The following is an 18,017-nucleotide window of genomic DNA, read 5'->3' as shown; positions in this document are numbered from 1 at the left end:
CCCCGTACCGCGGATGCGGCGCGGGGGGACTTGCAATAGGAATAGGCTTCAATTCCGCTGAGCAGGTGCCAGAATATCACCCGAAGAGCCGTACAAGCATCCAAAGCCCCATGCCCAGCATCATCACGTTCTCGGTCAGGGACACAAAGCCAAGCGGCACATTGCTACTGCCGCCCACGCAGGCGCATTTCAGCTCGCGTTTGTCGATATAGACCGCCTTGATCACCGAGATCGCCCCGATACCACCGATCACGATCGCGATCGGTGCCGCCAGCCACAGCAGCGCCCCTGCGGTCATGGCGATGCCTGCAAAGGCCTCTCCGAACGGGTAGATCTTGCCGTAGGGCACCCAGCGTTTTGCCAGCAGGTCATAATTCAGGAACATGGTCGAGAAACTCTCGATATCCTGCAATTTCTGCACGGCGAGGAAACACATGGAGATCGAGATAAACCACTGGAACGCCTGCACCGTAAAGAGGCTTTCGAAGGCAAACCACGACAGGCCAAGCGCCATCAGAAAGGCGACCGAAAAGATGGCGATCACCGGCTGGTACGACGTGTCAGATTGCTGATCCTTGGGTTTGTCCAGGCCAAAATAGACCCGCAGATCGTCATAGCCGCCGATCCGTTCCCCGCCGATAAAGCTCTGCGGCGTCGTTTCGACATCATGCTTCGCCTTGAACGCGTCTGTCTCTTCGCGCGTTGTCAGGTGGTGATCCTCGACCTCGAAGCCCTGACGCTCCAGCAGGTCTTTCGATTTCAGACCGTAGGGACAGGTGTGGTCGGGCATCACCATACGGTAGAGTTTTGCCGGTTGTGTCTGCTGTTGCGTCATTGTGTCCTCACTTCCCGTCGATTTCTGGTGTTGCGGCTGGCCCGCCTTCAAGATCCGCGATCAAGGCCTTCATCTCGTCGATCTCAAGCCGTTGCGCTTCGATGATATCGTCCGCCAGCTTGCGCACCCGCGGGTCCGAGATATTGGCACGCTCGCTCGTCAGGATCGCAATGGAATGGTGCGGGATCATCGCACGCATCCACGCCGTGTCATCGACTGTGGACTGGCTACGCACCAGAAACAGCGACACCGCAAAAACCAGCGCGCTGCCTGCAAAAATCGCGATATTCACCCCACGGTTGCTGTACATCCCCAGCATGAACGCCAGCATGATGACCGCCATCACCGCGCCCATATACAGCGCCATATAGCTGCGGGTTTCGCTAAAGAACACGTGATCGATTGCGTAGGTGTTCAGATACATTAAGCCGAACATCACCACGGTAGAGGTGATGATCATTGCAAAGAAGCGCCAGTATGACATGAGAAGACCTTTCGTGATGTTGCTATGACAACAAAACCGCCTTCCCGCGCAGGAGGGTTCCCGCCGACCTGCATTAGTTGACATATCTTGTCATTATAACTGCGGGCGAAAGCCCTGCCCTCGCCCGCAGAACAGACTTGGGATTAGCTATAGGCACCGGCGGAATAGGTCAGCTCGTAGCTGTGGCTGTACAGCTCGAACACGATGCCAAAGGGGTCTTCGACGTAGACCATGCGATAGGGTTTATCGTCGGGGAAGTATTCGCGCACCGGCATCCGCTGCCTGCCCCCCGCCGCGACAATCTTGGCCAGCAGGTCTTCGAGGTTGGGATCCTGAATGGCGAAATGGAACGTGCCGTGCTGGCGGAAATTCAGCGGGTCTGCGGGCGCGTGGTTGCCGTCAAATTCAAACAGCTCGATCCCGATACGGTCTGCCGTGGCAAGATGCGCGATACGCAGGCGGCCCCAGCCTTCGCCAAAGACATCGGTACACATCTGCCCGATATCGCTGCCGTCTTCGACAACCTCTGTCGGTTGCATGATGACGTAAAACCCCAGCACGTCGGCGTAGAATTTTACGGCTTGGTCCAGATCGGGCACGGAAAGCCCGATATGAGAGAAACTGCGTGGTGTCGGTGTCATGGTCTATCCTTTGTTCTGTGATACCCCGTGATTTAGGTGGACCACGCACAAACATAAAATTATCATATGGAATTAAATTGATAATTTTATGGAATGATCTGCGTGCTAAACGCCTCATGGCTCGAAACTTTCACGACCCTATGTGACATCGGGCATTTCACCCGCACCGCAGACCGGCTGGCCATGACCCAGCCGGGGGTGTCGCAGCATATCCGCAAGCTGGAACAACAGGTCGGCCAGCCGTTGATCCTGCGCGAGGGAAAGTCCTTTACCCTCACCCCCGCCGGAGAAGAGCTGCTGTCGATCGGCCGTGCCCGCCGGACAGAGGAGCGCGCCTTGCGCGAAAGGATGCAGCGCGATGATCCTTTATCCGGCACGGTGCGGATCGGCTGCTCTGGCAGCTTTGCGTTACGGCTGTATCCGCATCTGATCGCGCGGATGGAGCAGGCCCCGAAGCTGGAAATGCACCTCAGCGCCGCGCCGCAGGCGCGTATTCTGGCGGATATACTGGCAGGGACGCTTGATCTGGGCGTGGTGACCGCGGTGCCCGATATGCCCCGCGTTCAGGCCACGCCCCTATCGCAAGAGGAACTTTGCCTCGTGCTGCCCGCCACCTTTAACGCGACGGATCTGACACTGCAGAAGCTTGATGACTTGGGGTTCATCGCGCATCCCGATGGCAATGCCTATGCCGATGATCTTCTCGGGCGCAACTTTGATGACTACCGCGGGGCAGAGCATTTGCGGCTGCGCAGTTTTATCAACCAGATCGGGCAAATCCCCCTGCCCGTGGCCCAAGGACTGGGCTATACTATCCTGCCGCGATCAGGGGTGGAGGGGTTTGCGCACCGCGACGCGCTGGCGGTGCATACCCTGCCCCAACGGCGGTTTCACGACCTCTGGCTGATCGCACGTAAAGACCGCGCCGCATTCGCCCGCGTTGCCGCCACCGCCGACGGCATACTCGGGCTGCAATAGCGCGTTGGCGGTGCCCCGACCTATCTAACCACATGCACCGCGCATTTGGCGTGACGCACCACATATTGCGCGACCGACCCCAGCAGGATGTCAGATAACGCGGGCTGATGCGACGCGATCACGATACAGTCGGTCCCGTTTTCCTCGGCCCAGCGTGTCGCCCGTGGCCCGGCGCGCCCGTCCGCAATCGCTGTCGCGGCCCCCGGCACCCTTAGCGCCAGCGCATCCAGCCGCGCCTGTACCGCCTCGCGCGTGGAGGTCACGATGTCGGTGGGGATGTATTCGGCGACATAGACCGGCACTGCCTCTATCACATGCAGCAGGGTCAATCTGGCGTCCGGTGCCGCCAGCGCCTGCGCCGCATCAAAGGCGGTCTGGGTGATCTCGGGGGTCTCGAAAACAACGGGGATCAGGATATTCTTGTACATGCTGCACTCTCCTATGAAGGTGCAGACAGGGAACGCCTTGGGGTGCCCTGCGGCGTTGATACAGATCAAATCAAAGGGAATATTTCCCTAGTCGCAATCATCGCCCGAGGCCGCGTGCAGCGCGTCCACATCGGCCACGCGGAAACGGCGACGGTCGACAAAGCTCAGGATACCCTCTTTCTTCATCGCGCCAAGTTGGCGGCTGACCGTTTCAAGCGTAAGCCCCAGATAGTTGGCGATCTCGTACCGTGTGAGAGGCAAGACCAGCTCTTGCCCAGGGGTATCCGCATTGGCCAATTGCTGCCGCCGCGCCAGCATTTCAATGAAGGTCGCGATCTTTTCGCGCGCGGTTTTGCGGCCGAGCAACAGCATCCAGTCGCGCGCCGCGTCCAGTTCATCGAGGGCCATCTCCATCAGCCGTTGGGCGATATGCGGCGTGGTTTCGATCAGCGCCTCGAAGGGTTTGCGCTGGAAGCAGCACAGCGTCACATCGGTAACGGCGACCACATCGAAATCAATCGCCGCGCGGCCCGGACGGCCGATGAAATCCGACGGGAAAAGCAGCCCCACCATCTGGGTGCGCCCGTCCTCCATCGTTTTGCCAAGGCTCGCGACGCCCGACACGACCGACGCAACATAGGTCAGCCCGTCGCCACGCCAAAGCATCGGATCACCCGCCTTGAACGACCGATAGGTCTTGATTTGCTCCAGCATCAGCAGTTCATCATCATCGCACCGCGCACAAACGGCGCGGTGGCGGATCGGGCATTCACTGCATTTCGGGCGCGACTGAAGATCAAGCATGGCGCGATCATAGCGTTCATTCGCGCGGACCACCATCACCAAGACGCACCGCCACCGCGCTGCGTCCCGATGTCGCTTGCCCCTTCAGGTCACGTCGCGCTTCTGGTGATACTCGGGCCGGTCCCAACTGCGGGTCGCTAGGATGTCGGCAAGGATGTCGACCGCGCCGCGTACGTCAGCTTCGTCGATGTACAGGGGCGTGAAGCCAAAGCGCATGATGTCAGGCGCGCGGAAATCACCGATCACGTCGCGTGCGATCAACGCCTGCATCACCGCATACCCGTTCTCTGACGCGAAAGACACCTGACTGCCCCGCTGGTTTGCATCCCGTGGGCTGGCCAGCACAAGCTCGGGGCATTTTTCTTCGACCAGCGCGATGAACAGCTCAGCGAGCGCGACAGACTTGTCCCGCAGCTCGGCCATATCCACCTCGTCCCAAAGCCCAAGCGCATGCTCCAGCGCGGTCATCTGGATCACGGGGGGCGTGCCGACGCGCATGCGTTCGATGCCCGCAGCGGGGCGGTATCCGGTCTCGAAGGCGAAGGGCGCATCATGCCCCAGCCATCCGGCCAAAGCGGGCTGGATGTCCGCGACGATATCGGGGCGCGCATAGATGAACGCAGGGGCTCCCGGCCCGCCGTTGAGGTATTTATAGGTGCAGCCGACGGCGAATTCCGCGTTGCAGGCGGCCACATCGACGGGCACCGCGCCTGCGCTATGGGCCAGATCCCACAGCATTACCGCCCCAGCCCCATGGGCCGCCGCAGTCACCTGCGCCATGTCATGCATGCGGCCCGTGCGGTAGTCCACTTGGGTGATCATCGCGACAGCCACGTCATCTGTCATGGCGCTGGCGACATCCTCGGGGGCGACAATGCGCAGCTCGTAGCCTTGCCCCAACTGCTGGATCAGCCCCTCGGCCATATACAGGTCCGACGGGAAGTTGCCGCTGTCCGACAGGATCACCCGCCGGTCGGGGCGCATCTTGAGAGCGGCAGACAAGGCCTGAAACACTTTGACCGACAGCGTGTCGCCCATGGTGACCGTGCCCTCGGGCGCGCCGATCAGGCGGGCAATGCGGTTGCCGACCCGTGCGGGCTGCGCCATCCAGCCGTCAAGGTTCCAGCCCTTGATCAGATGCGCGCCCCATTGCGCCTGCACCACATCCTGCACCTTTTCGGCCGTCCCCACAGGCAGCGGCCCAAGCGAGTTTCCATCAAGGTAGATCATGCCCTCGGGCAGGGAAAAGCGGTCTTTCATCGGCAATCGGGTCACAGGGCACCTCGTACGTTCCAGAGTTCGGGAAAAAGTTCGACCTCGAGCATCCGGCGCAGGTATTTCACCCCCGACGTGCCGCCCGTGCCGCGTTTGAAGCCGATGATGCGTTCCACCGTGGTCACATGGTTGAAACGCCAGCGGCGGAAATAATCTTCGAGATCGACGAGCTTTTCGGCCAGCTCATACAGTTGCCAATGGGCGCGCGGGTCTTGGTAGACGCGCACCCATGCCTGCATCACCGCATCATCCGCCGCATGAGGCGTGTCCATCGCATAGGTTTGTGGATCAAAGCTTTGCCCCGTTGCCTCTGCCAGCAGATCAAGCGCCACATGGTACAGGGATTTTGTCCCCAGTTCCTGCGTCAGCATGCGGTGCAGTTCGGGGCGATGTTCATGCACTTTCATCATCGCGCGGTTGCGGTTGCCGAGGATGAATTCGATCAGCCGGTATTGATGCGACTGAAACCCCGAGGACGCGCCAAGGTCGTCGCGGAAATCGCTGTATTCACTGGGGGTCATGGTGCGCAGCACATCCCACGCGCTGTTGAGCTGTTCAAAAATGCGCGCCACACGGGTCAGCATTTTCATCGCAGGCGCAAAATCGCCCGCCGCGAGATGGGTGCGCGCCGACGACAGCTCGTGCAGGCACAGGCGCATCCATAGCTCTGAGGTCTGATGCTGGATGATGAACAGCATCTCGTCATGGGCGTCGGATTTGCAATTCTGCGCCCCGAGGATCGGGTCGAGCGACAGGTAGTCGGTATAGGACATATCCTTGGCAAAGGACATTTGCGCCCCTTCGTCAGCGGGGTTGTAGCCGGTCATGCGGGGTGCTCCGATTGGGGGCCGAGGGTTCTTGCAAAGGGTGAATGGGCCGGCATCAGCGTCGAAAGCTCCTCGAACGCGGCGATGCTCAGGCCGGTGTGATGGCGAAAGGCCGCAAGCGCCGCCGCCGGATCATGATCAAGTGCCGCCTGATAGAGCGCGCGATGCGGCTCTAGCGCCATACCGGCAGAGAATACCTCTGCCGCTTTGGCCGCCAGCGGGGGCGCGCTTTGGGTCAGATCGCGCAGGCCCGCCTGAATAAAACGGTGGTAGCGCCCCAGCTGGTCCTGCAACTGCCCCGCAAACCGCGCCATCCATTCTGACCGCGCCCCAGCCACCAATGCCTGATGAAAGGCCAGATGCCGCCGCGTCCATTGGGCCAGTGCCTCGTCATTATGGATCACCGAGGGCACGGGCGTTTGCGACAGATGGTGATAGGCGCCGATCACCCCTGCCTCCCACGTGTCATCAGCGTGGCTGACGGAATGGGCCAGCATCGCGCCTTCGATGGCATCGCGGCTGCGTTCCAGATCCAGAAGATCGGCACGGGTCAGCGGGGTGACGCGAAAGCCCTTGTTATGCTCGGGCACGACAAGCTTTTCAGCCGCCAGCCGGTTCAGACATTCGCGCAGCGGCGTCAGGCCGATGGCATAGCGTTCCGACAGGGCCGGTAGGCGCAGCGCCATGCCCGGTGGCAGATCCAGCGACAGGATATCATGGCGAAGCCGGTCGAATAGAATGTCCGATTTCGATTGCCGAAGTGTCATGATGCGCCCCTTTCGAAACACACCATGACAAATAAATACGATCATGTAAATCGTATACGATTTTTTTCAGCGTAGGTCCGCATTGAGTTCTTCGGACCGTTCCTAGACTAGAGCGCGTTCGGTGGAGACTCTCCACGGAAGAACGAGTCAAGATTATCCAGCGCCTTGAACCCCATCGCATCGCGTGTCTGCACCGTGGCGCTGCCCACATGTGGCATCATCATCACGTTGTCATAAGACGCGAAGGCCGGATTGCCCCCCGGTTCGGTGACAAAGCAATCCAGCCCCGCCGCTCCGATATGCCCCGCATCCAAGGCGTCGACCAAAGCGGCCTCGTCGATCAGATTGCCGCGGGCCGTGTTGACCAGCACTGCCCCTTTGGGCAGCTGCGCCAAACGGTCGGCGTTCATCAGCCCGACCGTCTCGGGCGTCGCGGGGCAATGGAGCGACAGGAAGTCGGACACCGCCAGCAGGCTTTCCAGTGTCTCGTGATAGATCGCGCCCGCTTCATCCTCGGGCGACAGACGGCTGCGGTTGTGATAGTGGATCTCCATGTCAAAGCCGCGTGCCTTGCGGGCAAAGGCACGGCCCACACCGCCCATCCCCACGATCCCCAGCCGCGCGCCGGTCAGCTGTTTGCCCACCAGAAAGGCCGGCGACCAGAAATCCCATGTGCCGGACCGCACAGTCCGGTCCCCCGCGACCGCATTGCGCGCAGCCCCCAGCATCAGCATCATCGCCAGCTCTGCCGTGGCGTCCGACAGCACATCGGGCGTGTTGGTGACGACGATCCCCTTGCCGCGCAGCGCGTCCAGATCGCAATGATCCACCCCGACCGAATGGTTCGCGACGATTTTCAGCCGCGGGTCGAGCTGCGCCACGACATCTGCGCTGAAATGTTCGGAGTGGCACGGGATGATCCCGTCGACGGATGCGCTCATCCTGATGATATCCTCGGCGCTGCCGGGGGTGTCGGCGGCATTCCAGATCACCTCGTAGTCGCGGCGGGCGCGTTCCAGCGTGGCATTCGACAGGGTGCGGGTGATCCAGATCACGGGTTTGGACATCGGCTAGTCTTTCTTGTTGCGACTGGAGGTGAACAGATCAAAGGCGATGAACGCCAGCGTGATCGCCACGATGATCACCAGATCGGGGCTGGGCACCTTGACGGCCAGGATCAGCAGAAAGGCGGTGATGGTCGCAAAGGCCACAAGTGCGAGAAGTCGGTTCATATCAGATATCCTTTATGCAGAGGCACCGGCGGCCCAGTCGGTCAGCCATTGTGCCGTGCGCAGCAACCGCGCGTCATTGTGGCGTGCGCCGACCAGTTGGACGCCCATGGGCAGCCCTTCGGTCGAGGTGAAAAGCGGCAGGTTGATGCAGGGTGTGCCGCAGAAGGTCCACAGCCCGTTGAACACCGGATCGCCCGTGGTTTCCAACCCTTTGGGGGCCGGACCGGGGGCCGAGGGGCAGAGGATCACATCGCAGCGGGTGAACATCTCGTCCAGCGCGGCGTTCAGCACCTTGGGCATGTCGCGGGCAGACAGGTAATCGCGGGCGGGCACGGCGTTGCCTTGCTCTATCGCGTCGCGGGTGATCGGCCCCAGCGTGTCCGCGCCCCGGTGCCAATAGGGGTAGTAGTGATAGGACATCTCGGCCAGATTGATCAGCTTGCGCTGGTCTGCTGCCGTGTCAAACACCGCTGGCAACGGAAGCTCGAACGCCTGATCGCCAAGCGCGTCCAGCAGCTCGGCAAAGGCCTCATGCAGTTGCGGTTCCGCATCCTCCCATCCCGGCGGGCGGATGAAGCCGAACACGGGCGGCAGCGGCGGGGCCGAGGTCGCCGCCGTATGTAAGGCGGGCGCAGCGCAAAGCGTGGTCGCGTTGTCTTCGTCATCCTGCCCGAAAAGCACCTCGGCCAGCAGTGCTGCCCCTGCGGGATCGCTGGCAAAGACCCCGATTGTATCAAGCGAGGGCGATTGCGTCAGCACCCCCCGCCGCGGGATCGCGCCGAAGGTGGGTTTATATCCGGTCACCCCGCAGAAGGACGCCGGGCGGATCACCGACCCGCCGGTCTGGGTGCCGATGGCAAGCGGCACCATCCCGTCCGCCACCGCCGCGGCAGAGCCTTGCGACGATCCGCCGGGCGTATGCGCCAGATTATGCGGGTTCGCGGTCTTGCCGGGCTGCATGAAGGCAAGCTCGGTCGTGACCGTCTTACCCATCAGGATCGCCCCTTCCTTGCGCAGCCTCTCTACCACAAAGGCGTCGCGCAGGGGCACGCGCCCCGCATCCTGCGCGCAGCCGTTTTCCGTGGGGATGCGTTGGGTGTCGATCACGTCCTTCAGCGCAACCGGCAACCCGTGAAGCCGCCCCAAGGGACGCCCTGCCCGGCGATGCGCATCCAGCGTGCGGGCCTGTGCGCGCGCAAATTCGGGATCGAACCACGCCCATGCACCCACCTGCGGCTCGCGCGCCTCGATCCGCTTGATATAGCTGTCGACCAGCGCCAGCGCGTCCAGCGCGCCGGACGCCAGCCTGTCGCGCAGCAGCGTCACGCTGGGGGTGCCGTCCACCCCGTGACCCGACATCCGATTACCGTCCATAAAACAGATCCGGCAAATAGAAGACGATCTGCGGGAAGACATACATCAGCACCATCGACAGGATCACGCAGAAGAGGAACGGCATGACCCCCTTGAAGATCTGCGTCAGCAGGAGCGACGGCGGCGCGATGCCTTTGAGGTAATAGGCCGACATCGCCATCGGCGGGGTCAGGAAACTGGTCTGCAGGTTCAGCGCCACGAGGATACCGAAGAACAACGGATCAATCTCGAAAACCGCGAGCAGCGGCAGGAAGATCGGCACGAAGATGATGATGATCTCGGACCATTCCAGCGGCCAGCCCAGCAGGAAGATGATCAGCTGCGCCATGATCAGGAACTGGATCGGCGACAGGTTCATGGATTGCACGAACTCCGAGATCACATGCTCCCCCCCGAGATAGGAGAACACGGCAGAGAAGGTGTAGGAGCCGACGAACAGCCAGCAGACCATCGCCGTGGTGCGCACGGTAAGATAGACGCTTTCACGCAAACGCTGCCATGTCATCGCGCGGTAGATGAAGGCAAGGAAGATACCGCCCAATGCACCGATGGATGCCGCCTCTGTCGGGGTGGCGAGACCGAAAAGGATCGACCCGAGCACCGCAAAGATCAGGAAAGCCAGTGGCACGAAAGAGGTGATGATCATCATCACCAGCTTGCCCATTGGCATATCTGGCACCTCATCCGCCGTGGGCTTTGGTGCCGACGATGGCTGCAGCAAAGACCGCCCGATGATATAGACCAGATACAGCCCCACCAGTGTCAGCCCCGGCAGCAGTGCCGCCGCATAAAGGCGCACGATCGACACATTGGTCGCCGCCGCATAGACGATCAGCATGATCGACGGCGGGATCAGGATGCCCAGGGTGCCGCCCGCACAGATGATGCCCGCCGCAAAGGACGGGTCATAGCGCGCTTTCAACATCGCCGGCAGCGCCAGCAGGCCCATCAAGGTCACAACCGCGCCCACGATCCCTGTCGCCGTGGCAAACAGCGCGCAGGTGATCAGCGCCGCCACCCCCATCGAGCCGGGGACATTCTTGGACGCGATGTTCAGCGTGGTGAACAAACGGTCCACGATGTTGGAGCGTTCGACGATATAGCCCATGAACAGGAACAAGGGCACAGCCGTCAGCACCTCGTTCGACATCACGGTAAAGGTCTGGTTCACGAAGAGGTCAAATATTCGGTTGTTATAGAATCCCTCTATCCAACTCGACCATTGTTCCCATTGTCCGGCGGTTTCATCCAGCCGGTCAAAACCGCGCCACATGCGGCGCGCATCGAAATAGGCGTAGTAGCCAAAGCCGATGCCCATGGCCATCAGGGTAAAGGCGATCGGGAAGCCCAGGAAGACAAAGATGATGAACAGCCCAAGCATCATCAGGGCGATTTGCGGATCGGTCATGTGATATGGTCTTTCTCGGCCATGTTGGCCTTCTGGATCAAAAGATCTTCGGTCTCGAAAACGTCTTCGTCCGCTTCAAGCCAGTAATTGTCCCGGATCGCGATAATGCAGCGGCATACCTGCGCGATCCCCTGGATAAACAGCAATATGCCCGCCGCCACGATCACCGCTTTGAACTGGTAGATCGGCACACCCGCGGGACTGTTGACGGAGACCTCTCCGTATTGCCAGGACCGCGCGGCGTATTTCCAGCCGGACAGGATCAGGGCCAGCACACCGGGGAAAAAGAAGACGATATACAGCACGATATCGATCTTGCCCTGGGTCTTGGGTTGCATCAGCCGGTACAGGAAATCGCCCCGCACATGCCCGCCACGCGACAGCGTATAGGCCCCGCCCATCATGAACAGCGTGCCGTACATGATAAAGGAAACGTCCAGCGCCCAGGCCGTCGGGCTGTTAAGCACATAGCGTACGAAAACCTCGTAGCCCGTGCCGATGGACATCAGCAGGATAAGCCACGCGAATGACTTGCCAAACCATGCCGACAGGCTGTCGGCGAACCGTATAAATGAAATCATGATGTCCCCATGCCTCGTCTGAAACCCCGGCACACAAAGGTGCCGGGGTTCTGTACTTTACCTGTCAGCGGGATCAGAGCTTGATCTTGCCAGGGAAGTAATGCTCGTAGGCCAGACCGTAGTCGGGCGAGTTCATCAGCTCGTAATACGACACGCGGCTGACCCACTCGCGCTGGCTGTCGAGGGTCTTTTTCATGAACGGATCGGCTTCCAGCTCGGGGATCAGTTCGTCCCATGCCTTCAGCTGTGCGTCCAAAATCTCTTTCGAGGTGCGGCGCACGGTGACCCCTGCTTCATCCTGCAAGAACTGAAGATCCGCGGAATAGCGGTTCATCGCCTTGGCTGTGTTCGCGGTAGAGGCCGCTTCGACAGCATATTTCAGGATCGCCTGCAGGTCCGGGTCCAGATCCTCAAGGAAGGTCCGCGAGAACAGGAACTCGAAGCTTTCGGACGCCTGGTGATAGGACGACAGATAGTAGTTCTTGGCCACGTCCTGCGCGCCAAAGTCCTTGTCCGACGAGGGGTTGTTGAACTCGAAAGCGTCGATCACGCCACGCTCCATCGCAGGCACGATTTCGCCGCCCGGCAGCTGAGCGACGGACATGCCCAGCTTGGCCATCAGATCGGCCGCCAGACCCACGGTGCGATATTTGAACCCTTGCAGATCCTCGACTGAATTCACCTCTTCCTTGAACCAGCCAAAGGGCTGCGCGAACATCGGGAAGCCCATATAGCCGACCACGTCGAGACCCATGATGTCCTGTGTCAGCTCGTTATACAGCTCTTGGCCGCCGCCTTCGTAGAACCACGACAGCATCGTCGTTGCGGAGCCGCCGAAAACCGGACCTGTGCCGAACAGCGACGCGGCCTTGTTCTTGCCGTACCAATAGACAGGCACCGAATGCGCAGCATCGATCAAGCCGTCATTCACAGCGTCCAGCACCTGGAACGCCGCAACAACCGCGCCGGCAGGCAGCACATCGACCTTGACGCGTCCGCCCGACATTTCTTCGACGCGGGTGGCATAGTCGCGTGCGAAGTCCTGCCAGATGTTGGCGTCATTCCATGACGTTTGCATTTTGATAACCAATGGCGCTTGCGCCAGAACCGCCGGAGCCGCCAGCATGCTGCCAGCCGCAGCCCCGCCAGCGACTGCCGATTTGGTCAAAAACGAACGTCGATTAATAGTATTATTAGTCTTCATTTTGTTCTCCTCCCAGAGCGACTGCGCGGCCCTTTTTCAAGTTCCCTACCGGCAATCGTGTCCCGACCTTACTGCCTTGACTGATTTAATCAAGAATTCTGATCATTGCTCTCCGCGTGGCTTGCCTGTAGGGAAAGAGTTACGTTATAACATAACGAATCACTTCTCTACCGACCCTGAATGGAGCCCATGATGACCCGCATCCACACCGCATTTCTTTCCGCTCTGGCCGCGACCTCTCTTGCCGCCACAGCCCTGCCCGCCCTTGCGGATCACGCCAAAGACAAGGCGCATGACCACGAAGCCCATGATCACGACCATGATCACAGCCACGACCATGATCACAAAAACGATCACGGCGACGATGACATCTACAAAGGCTACTTCGACGATGCGCAGATCAAACCGCGCCCACTGGCCGACTGGGAGGGCGACTGGCAGTCCGTCTACCCGCTGTTGCAAAGCGGTGATCTGGATGCGGTGATGGCGCATAAGGCGGCCAAGGGTGACAAAACCGCCGAGGAATACAAAGCCTATTACGCCACCGGCTATGCCACCGATGTCGACCGGATCGTATTCTCGGGCGATACCGCAACCTTCTACACGGGCGAGACATCGGTGCAGGGGCGGTATGAAAGCGACGGCTTCGAGGTGTTGACCTATGAAAAGGGCAATCGCGGTGTGCGCTATATCTTTGAAAAGGTCAGCGGTGACGCCGAGGCTCCGATGTTCTTCCAGTTCAGCGACCACAAGATCGCGCCCGCCAAGGCAGATCACTATCACCTTTATTGGGGGGATGATCGCGCGGCCCTGCTGAAAGAGGTCACCAACTGGCCGACATATTACCCCGCGGCCCTCAGCCCCGCTGACATCTCTGCCGAGATGCAGGCGCACTGACATCCTGCGCCGCTGCCTGCCTTGACGGTGGCGGCGCACCCCTTGCTTCCAGCGACAAAAGTACCATGCCGAAAACCACCCTTCGCCAGCCTAACTGCCGCAGCAGCCTTGCCGCACGCCGCCGCACGCAGGACCCGATGGCCGCCTATGACCGCTTGCCGCCGGAACTGCGCGGCTGGCTGGCCCAAGCGGCATTGCCTTGGTCCGCACGCTCTGCGCTGCGGGCGTGGCAGCGCGCCTTGCAGCGGTTCAGTGGCGATACGGATGCCGCAAAACAACACCTATCGCGCTGTGAGCGCAACACGCTGACCCGCGACCGTCTGCATATGCCGGACGGCCCTGCCAAATGCGCAGGTGTTCGCCCCCTCTGATCCGCTGATCTGGCCTTTGGCCCGCGCCGCCCTACCTGAGCTGACAGAATGATACGGGATGCCGCCGCTTGGTGGTGCCCGTGATCGACCCTTGATGTGATAGGAAAGCCATGTGCCGCGTTCTCGCCTATATCGGGCCTGAAATCCCGCTTGAAAGCCTGCTGATCAAGCCGGAAAACAGTCTGATCAACCAAAGCCTTGACCCCGAGCTGCACCCGAACCTGCAGCTCGCCGGTTGGGGCTTCGGATTATGGAGCGCGCATCTGCTGAAGCCCGAGGAACCGCTGCTGTATCACCGCCCCATGGCCGCGTTCCACGATGACAACGCCCCCGGCATCATCCCCAGCTTGCAGGCCAGCACCATGCTCGCCCATGTCCGCGCTGCGGCCTATGATGCACGCAACGTGCTGGCGGACGAGAACTGCCACCCGTTCTCGTTCAAGGGCACCCCGTGGATCATCGCGCAGAACGGAGCCCTGCCCCATTGGCGGCTGCTGCAGCGCGAATTGCTGCCCCTGTGCAAAGACGATTTCCTACGGCAGATGAAAGGCACGACGGACACGGAATTCTTCTACGTGCTGCTGCTGTCCCTGCTGGAAGGCGATAGCGATGACGACGTGCAGGCGGCGTTCGAGAAGCTGCTTGATGCCGTATTGCAGGCGATGCGCAAGCTAGATCTGGTCGCCCTGACTAAGTTGAAAATCGCTCTGGTATCCACCGACCGGATCATCGGCGTGAACTATGGGGCCGGCCACAAAGGCGAAACCGCACCCGAAGGCGACTGGAAAGAGCTGCGCAAAGCCGGCCCCGGCACCGATGACTACGCCCTGTCGATGCTGCTTGAACCGATGTACCTGTTGATGGGCGAGAATTTCGAGGACTACGCCGACAGCTACAAGGTCGATGCCAGCCCCGAGGGCGAAGCGACTTCGGCCATTTTCGCGTCGGAACCGTTGACAGAGGATGGCTCAGACTGGCTGCACATCCGCTTCGGAGAGATGGTGAGCCTGCGTCGCGTCGACGGCAAGATCAGCAAAACGATCACCGAGCTGGACGTATAGACGATGGCCGACCGCTACCCCGATTTCGCCACGCTCGCCGCGGCGCATGAGCAGGACCGGGACTACCGTATCACCGTGCAGGATCGCGGCACGCGCGTCGTGATCCTTGCGCCCCACGGGGGGACGATCGAACCGGAAACGGCAAGCATCGCACGGGCTGTCGCCGGGGATGATCTGTCGTTCTACCTGTTCGAGGCGTTGCACGCCGGGGCGCATGGCGATTACCACATCACCTCGCATCGGTTTGATGAGCCTCGGGCGCTGGCACTGGTGGCTGGGGCGGACACGTCGATCGCCATTCACGGGCGCAAGGATGATGGCTCCGACACGGTCTGGCTGGGCGGGCGTGACGAAACCCTGCGGGATGCTGTAGGCGACGCACTGCGCGCGGCGGGCTTCGGGGCCGCGCTGAATACGGCCCTGCCCGGCGTGCACCCCAGCAACATCTGCAACCGCACCCGCAGCGGCGCGGGCGTGCAGTTGGAACTGCCCCGATCCCTGCGCCGCAACTTGGCAGAGGATGGCGCGATGATGGCGCGCTTTAGCACAGCGCTTCGGGCAGCAATTTCAGCGGCGAGCCTGGACGGCGACGAGGCTACCCGCCGAGCTTGATGCTCACCGGTCCGACCGACAGGGATTGCGGGGCCAGCGCATCGGCGTCTCGCAACCCCTTTATCAGCGCGATGGCAGAGGCCGAAGTGCCCGGCAGGAAGTGATTGCTGCCCGTGTCCGCGATGCCCGTCATATCCACCACGAAGACGCCAAGCCCTTCAAGCTGGTCCAGATCCTCTACCGATCCCAAACGCGCAGCGCCCCCTGACAAGCCCGACGACAGGCGCAGCAACCGGTCGTTCTGCGCGATCGCCACGGTAAAGGGCTGCGGCAAATGGCCAAGCGCATGGGCCTGCGCGCGGAACAGATCCATATCGATATCGGGCGAGATCAGCGTCGTCGCAGACAAACGATCCAGCAGGGCGCGGTCCCCGCTCAGCGCGATCTGTCGCAACGTCTCCATAATCAGCAGCCCGCCCATCGAATGCCCCACCAGCGACACGCGCAGCCCGTCCTCGCGCAGCAGGCGCCGCAGCAAAGTCGCCAGCGCATCGCGGGCGATCAGCACGCTGTCGCGGTCATAGGTATATTCGAACGGGTTCGCCGCTGAAGACCACGAAAAGTGGATCTGCGGCCCCTTCAATTCATAGTCCCACGCCACCTGCGCATGACGGTACGCGGCTTTGGCAAAGCCGTTGTTATAGCCATGCACAAAGACCACCGCCTCTTGCCCCGGTGTCGACGCGGCGCGGGCGGCAAAGACCAGCGCCTCCAGATCCGGCAAGGTTTCTGCCCCGGTGAGGGCGAAATGGCGTGCGGGGTCGGCCCGCGAACCGCGGCTGCGTTCGATCTGCCCGACCTCGTGGTTCGGCGGGATCGAGATGGCAAGCCGCGCGAAATCCAGCGTTTTGGCCCGCCCCGCACCGTAGGCGATCGGCGCGGGATCGGCGGTGCGTGTGGTCGCAACGAGCAGCTGTTGCACGCCCGCGCCCACATCCGCCCCGCCCCCTGCGCTGGCGTGGTCCGGATCAACGACAGAGAACCCGCCCTGCCCGCCGCATCCGGCGACGGCACCCGCACTGGCAAGGGCGATAAAATGGCGGCGGGTCGGTGTGCGCATCAGGGGGCCTTCCGGTCGTGTCGGGCGTATATACGCGCCGCCGCACCCTGCCCGTCAAGCCGGACGTCACGTCATGGCGGCTTTGGCCCCATGCGCCGACGGTCAGCAGGCTTGACAGCGACGGGCGCTTCTGGTCCGCCTGCGGCAGTTTTAGCAGGGCTCCTGACGGGGCATATTGGGCGGCAATCAACACAAAGGGCGCAGCATGGCGACACTCTTGATCCACACGGGCGGCACGATTGGCATGGCCCAGACCCCCGACGGTTTCGCCCCTCGCGACGGGGTGGTCGAAGATGCGGTCGCAGCGCTGGTGGCCAGCGGCAAGGTCACCGGAGAGGTCGACGTGCTGCGCCTTGATCCGCTGATCGATTCCGCGCTCGCCACGGCGCAGGATTGGGCGCGCATCGCGCAGACCATCCATCACCATCGGAGCCGCTTTGACGGCTTCGTCGTGACCCACGGGACGGATACGCTGGCCTATACCGCCGCCGCCCTGTGCCTTGCGCTGCCCGGTCTGGCGCAGCCTGTGATCGTGACCGGCGCGATGCGACCGCTGACTGTGGCTGACACGGACGGCACGGCCAATCTGATCGATGCGCTTGCCGCAGCGCGTACCGCACCGGCGGGGGTCTGGGTGCAATTCGGCGGCAAACGGCTGCATGGCGGGCGGGTGCGCAAGGCCCATTCGCAGGCGCTGGACGCCTTTACCGCCGCGCCAACCGACAGGGCACCGCGTGTCACCGCCCCCGACCCGCAGCTCAGCCCCCTGCGCCCCCACGAGATTGCCCTTCTGACCGTCACCCCCGGTTTCAGCGCCGCCCTGCTGGATCATGCGGCGACCACCTGCGACGGGATCGTTCTGCGCTGCTTTGGCGCGGGCACGGTCCCCGACAGCCCCGCCCTACGTGCCGCCTTGGGCAAGGCGCAAGGCAAGGGCGTTCCCGTGGTGGCCGTCAGCCAATGCGCCGAGGGCGGCATGAAGATCGGCACCTACGCCGCGGGTAAGGCGCTGCGCGACAGCGGGGTGGTCGACGGCGGCCAGATGACAGCCGAGGCGGCCTTCGTCAAAATCCACCTCGCGCTGAGCTGGTTTGCGGAGTTTGACGCGCAACACGACTATCTGGCTGCGGATCAATGCGGAGAAATGGCCGATTAACGCGCGAAGGGCCAACCCGTAA

General features: G+C 61.8%; 21 protein-coding genes. 6 read left to right on the top strand and 15 right to left on the bottom strand.

The annotated features are described in order from the left end of the window. Window positions 1–76 precede the first annotated feature (76 nt). The 3 genes from SJY36_RS04875 to SJY36_RS04865 form a co-directional block, all read right to left on the bottom strand. Window positions 77–835 carry a MauE/DoxX family redox-associated membrane protein gene (locus SJY36_RS04875; protein ID WP_386173383.1) on the bottom strand — a complete coding sequence of 253 codons (759 nt, stop codon included), beginning with the start codon at window positions 833–835 and terminating at the stop codon, window positions 77–79. Window positions 836–842: 7 nt separating this feature from the next. Beyond that, window positions 843–1,319, bottom strand: a complete 477-nt coding sequence (locus tag SJY36_RS04870; protein WP_009826428.1) for a DUF305 domain-containing protein — start codon at window positions 1,317–1,319, stop codon at window positions 843–845. A gap of 143 nt (window positions 1,320–1,462) precedes the next feature. Then, on the bottom strand, window positions 1,463–1,960 hold the full coding sequence (locus tag SJY36_RS04865; protein WP_037943705.1) for a lactoylglutathione lyase family protein: 498 nt from the start codon (window positions 1,958–1,960) through the stop codon (window positions 1,463–1,465). 93 nt (window positions 1,961–2,053) lie between these two features. Between SJY36_RS04865 and SJY36_RS04860 the strand changes: the two genes are divergently transcribed. Beyond that, window positions 2,054–2,938, top strand: coding sequence for a LysR family transcriptional regulator (locus SJY36_RS04860; protein ID WP_386173381.1), 885 nt, complete (start codon window positions 2,054–2,056; stop codon window positions 2,936–2,938). Between the two features lie 20 nt (window positions 2,939–2,958). Here SJY36_RS04860 and SJY36_RS04855 read toward each other — a convergent pair whose 3' ends face one another. From SJY36_RS04855 to SJY36_RS04805, 11 genes are all read right to left on the bottom strand, one after another. After that, on the bottom strand, window positions 2,959–3,366 hold the full coding sequence (locus SJY36_RS04855; RefSeq protein ID WP_386173379.1) for a universal stress protein: 408 nt from the start codon (window positions 3,364–3,366) through the stop codon (window positions 2,959–2,961). Between the two features lie 87 nt (window positions 3,367–3,453). Then, window positions 3,454–4,206: a transcriptional regulator FnrL gene (fnrL, locus tag SJY36_RS04850; RefSeq protein ID WP_005852166.1), complete on the bottom strand. Its 753-nt coding sequence runs from the start codon at window positions 4,204–4,206 to the stop codon at window positions 3,454–3,456. 48 nt (window positions 4,207–4,254) lie between these two features. Further along, on the bottom strand, window positions 4,255–5,430 hold the full coding sequence (gene kynU / locus SJY36_RS04845) for a kynureninase (RefSeq protein WP_386173377.1): 1,176 nt from the start codon (window positions 5,428–5,430) through the stop codon (window positions 4,255–4,257). Between the two features lie 11 nt (window positions 5,431–5,441). Continuing rightward, a complete protein-coding gene (locus SJY36_RS04840) occupies window positions 5,442–6,272 on the bottom strand; it encodes a tryptophan 2,3-dioxygenase (protein ID WP_386173375.1) in 831 nt (276 codons plus the stop codon). After that, a complete protein-coding gene (locus SJY36_RS04835) occupies window positions 6,269–7,039 on the bottom strand; it encodes a GntR family transcriptional regulator (protein ID WP_386173373.1) in 771 nt (256 codons plus the stop codon). The genes SJY36_RS04840 and SJY36_RS04835 overlap by 4 nt, the downstream gene beginning before the upstream one ends. 107 nt (window positions 7,040–7,146) lie before the next feature. Then, the gene (locus SJY36_RS04830; RefSeq protein WP_386173371.1) at window positions 7,147–8,106 is read right to left on the bottom strand and encodes a 2-hydroxyacid dehydrogenase; all 960 of its coding nucleotides are present in this window, start codon (window positions 8,104–8,106) and stop codon (window positions 7,147–7,149) included. Between the two features lie 3 nt (window positions 8,107–8,109). Continuing rightward, window positions 8,110–8,271, bottom strand: coding sequence for a hypothetical protein (locus SJY36_RS04825; protein ID WP_184582721.1), 162 nt, complete (start codon window positions 8,269–8,271; stop codon window positions 8,110–8,112). Between the two features lie 12 nt (window positions 8,272–8,283). Further along, on the bottom strand, window positions 8,284–9,630 hold the full coding sequence (locus tag SJY36_RS04820; protein WP_386176444.1) for an amidase: 1,347 nt from the start codon (window positions 9,628–9,630) through the stop codon (window positions 8,284–8,286). 4 nt (window positions 9,631–9,634) lie between these two features. Then, complete coding sequence (locus SJY36_RS04815) at window positions 9,635–11,053, bottom strand: TRAP transporter large permease subunit (protein WP_005852158.1); 1,419 nt, start codon at window positions 11,051–11,053, stop codon at window positions 9,635–9,637. After that, complete coding sequence (locus tag SJY36_RS04810) at window positions 11,050–11,634, bottom strand: TRAP transporter small permease subunit (protein WP_386173368.1); 585 nt, start codon at window positions 11,632–11,634, stop codon at window positions 11,050–11,052. Before SJY36_RS04810 ends, SJY36_RS04815 begins: the two co-directional genes overlap by 4 nt. A 73-nt stretch (window positions 11,635–11,707) precedes the next feature. Continuing rightward, a complete protein-coding gene (locus SJY36_RS04805) occupies window positions 11,708–12,838 on the bottom strand; it encodes a TRAP transporter substrate-binding protein (RefSeq protein WP_037963297.1) in 1,131 nt (376 codons plus the stop codon). Window positions 12,839–13,030: 192 nt separating this feature from the next. Between SJY36_RS04805 and SJY36_RS04800 the strand changes: the two genes are divergently transcribed. From SJY36_RS04800 to SJY36_RS04785, 4 genes are all read left to right on the top strand, one after another. After that, window positions 13,031–13,735, top strand: a complete 705-nt coding sequence (locus SJY36_RS04800) for a ZinT family metal-binding protein (RefSeq protein WP_386173365.1) — start codon at window positions 13,031–13,033, stop codon at window positions 13,733–13,735. Between the two features lie 65 nt (window positions 13,736–13,800). Further along, the gene (locus tag SJY36_RS04795; protein WP_132996954.1) at window positions 13,801–14,106 is read left to right on the top strand and encodes a DUF6525 family protein; all 306 of its coding nucleotides are present in this window, start codon (window positions 13,801–13,803) and stop codon (window positions 14,104–14,106) included. A gap of 110 nt (window positions 14,107–14,216) precedes the next feature. Continuing rightward, window positions 14,217–15,167, top strand: coding sequence for a class II glutamine amidotransferase (locus SJY36_RS04790; RefSeq protein ID WP_386173363.1), 951 nt, complete (start codon window positions 14,217–14,219; stop codon window positions 15,165–15,167). Window positions 15,168–15,170: 3 nt separating this feature from the next. Beyond that, entirely contained in the window at window positions 15,171–15,779 is a 609-nt protein-coding gene (locus tag SJY36_RS04785) for a poly-gamma-glutamate hydrolase family protein (RefSeq protein ID WP_386173361.1), read from the top strand. Here the strand turns inward: SJY36_RS04785 and SJY36_RS04780 are convergent. Next, window positions 15,763–16,839, bottom strand: coding sequence for an alpha/beta hydrolase (locus SJY36_RS04780; protein WP_386173359.1), 1,077 nt, complete (start codon window positions 16,837–16,839; stop codon window positions 15,763–15,765). The genes SJY36_RS04785 and SJY36_RS04780 overlap by 17 nt on opposite strands. Window positions 16,840–17,044: 205 nt before the next feature. Here SJY36_RS04780 and SJY36_RS04775 point away from each other — a divergent pair, with 205 nt between their 5' ends. After that, entirely contained in the window at window positions 17,045–17,995 is a 951-nt protein-coding gene (locus SJY36_RS04775; protein ID WP_386173357.1) for an asparaginase, read from the top strand. Window positions 17,996–18,017: the final 22 nt, after the last annotated feature.

The organism is Sulfitobacter sp. R86518 (assembly GCF_042466275.1).
In the GTDB taxonomy this organism is placed as follows: Bacteria; Pseudomonadota; Alphaproteobacteria; order Rhodobacterales; family Rhodobacteraceae; genus Sulfitobacter; species Sulfitobacter pontiacus.
The sequence above is the reverse complement of the archived record's forward strand: the minus strand, read 5'-3'. Positions and strand labels throughout refer to the sequence as shown.